At 77.1% G+C, this 1661-nt stretch carries 2 protein-coding genes; both read right to left on the reverse strand.

Going from position 1 to position 1661, the window contains the following annotated elements; translation table 11 throughout:
* A partial coding sequence (locus tag KS423_RS45095) for a cation-translocating P-type ATPase (protein ID WP_224285459.1) occupies positions 1-1157 on the reverse strand: 1157 nt, incomplete at its 3' end.
* 47 nt (positions 1158-1204) lie between these two features.
* Positions 1205-1366, reverse strand: coding sequence for a hypothetical protein (locus tag KS423_RS45100; RefSeq protein ID WP_224285458.1), 162 nt, complete (start codon positions 1364-1366; stop codon positions 1205-1207).
* Between the last annotated feature and the right edge of the window lie 295 nt (positions 1367-1661).

Consider the following 1661-nt stretch of genomic DNA (forward strand, 5'->3'; position numbering starts at 1 on the left):
AGCGCCGTCGGCGTCGCCAGCCCGAGCGCGCACGGACAGGCCACCACCAGCACCGCGACCGCCGCCGTCACCGCTGCCTGCGGGGCCGCGCCCGCGCCCAGCCAGAAGCCCAGCACGCTCGCCGCGACCGCCAGCACGCAGGGCACGAACACCCCGGCCACCGCGTCCGCCAACCGCTGCGCCCGCGCCTTGCCGGCCTGGGCCTGCGCCACCAGCGCGGTGATCCGGGCCAGTTGGGTGTCCGTGCCGACCGCCGTGGCCCGGACCACCAGCGCACCGCCGACGTTCACCGTCGCGCCCGCCACCCGGTCCCCGGGGCCGACCTCGACCGGCACGCTCTCCCCGGTCAGCAGGCTCAGGTCGAGCGCCGAACCGCCCTCGACCACCACCCCGTCGGTGGCCACCCGCTCGCCCGGCCGTACCACGAACTCCTGCCCGGGCAGCAGCAGTTCGATCGGTACCAGGCGCTCCTCGCCGCCCTCCTCCCGCAGGCACACCTGCTTGGCGCCCAGTTCGGCCAGCGCCCGCAGCGCGGACCCGCTGCGCCGGCGCACCCGGCCCTCCAGCAGCCGCCCGGCGAGCACGAACAGCGGCACGCCGACCGCCGCCTCCAGGTACACGTGCGCGGCGCCGCCGCCGTCGGCGGTCAGCGAGAACGGCATCCGCATGTCCGGATCGCCGGCCCCGCCGAACAGCAGCGCGTACGCCGACCAGCCGAAGGAGGCCACCACACCCAGGCTGACCAGGGTGTCCATGGTCGCCGCCGCGTGCCGCAGCCCCTGCCAGGCCCGGCGGTGGAAACCGGCCGACCCCCAGGTCACCACCGGCACGGCGAGCGCGAAGCAGACCCACTGCCAGGCGGTGAACTGCGTCGACGGCACCATCGACAGCACCAGCACCGGGACGGCCGCCAGAGCGGTGACCAGCAGCCGCCACCGCTCGTCCGGCTCCTCCGCCGTCACCCCGACCGGCGCCCCCGCGGGCAGCGGTTCGGCGGTGTAACCCGCCCGCTCGACCGCCGCCACCAGCTCCGCGACCGGCACCCCGGCCGGATGCAGCACCCGGGCCCGGCCGGTCGCCAGGTTCACCCCGGCCGTCACCCCGTCGATCCGGGCCAGCCGCTTCTCCACCCGGCCCACGCAGGCGGCGCAGGTCATCCCGCCGACCGCCAGGTCGGTGGCGACCACGGGCTCCGCGGCCGCGCTCACCGCATCCCGCCCATGTCGTGCCCACCCGTCCCGGGCGACGCCCCACCCCCGTCACTCGGCCGCAACCCGGGCGCCACCGGCCCGACCTGCCGCCCCACCCCGTAGGCCACCACGAACACCACCACCAGCAGCAGGACGAACCCCGCCAGCACACTCAACGGCCGGACACCCGGCGATTTCGCACTCACGCCCCAGCAGTCGGACGGGCCGCGCGGTTGGTTCCCGTACGGTCCGAACTCCCGCACGAAGATCCCGCGCGAACAAGCGGATGACGGGTCGCGCCCCGACCGGGCGGCGTCCGGACGATGGCCGACCTGCCGCCGGCCCGGTTCGGCGGCCTCGGCGCCGTGTCCTTCGCGCAGGTCCCGCTGCCGGAGAGCGGCCACGCCGCCGGTCGGCCCCGGGGCCGATCACGGATCAGGGCCGCACGCTGCGCGGCCCGGTCACGGCGGC

It is taken from the genome of Streptomyces sp. LS1784 (genome assembly GCF_020103755.1).
GTDB lineage: Bacteria > Actinomycetota > Actinomycetes > Streptomycetales > Streptomycetaceae > Kitasatospora.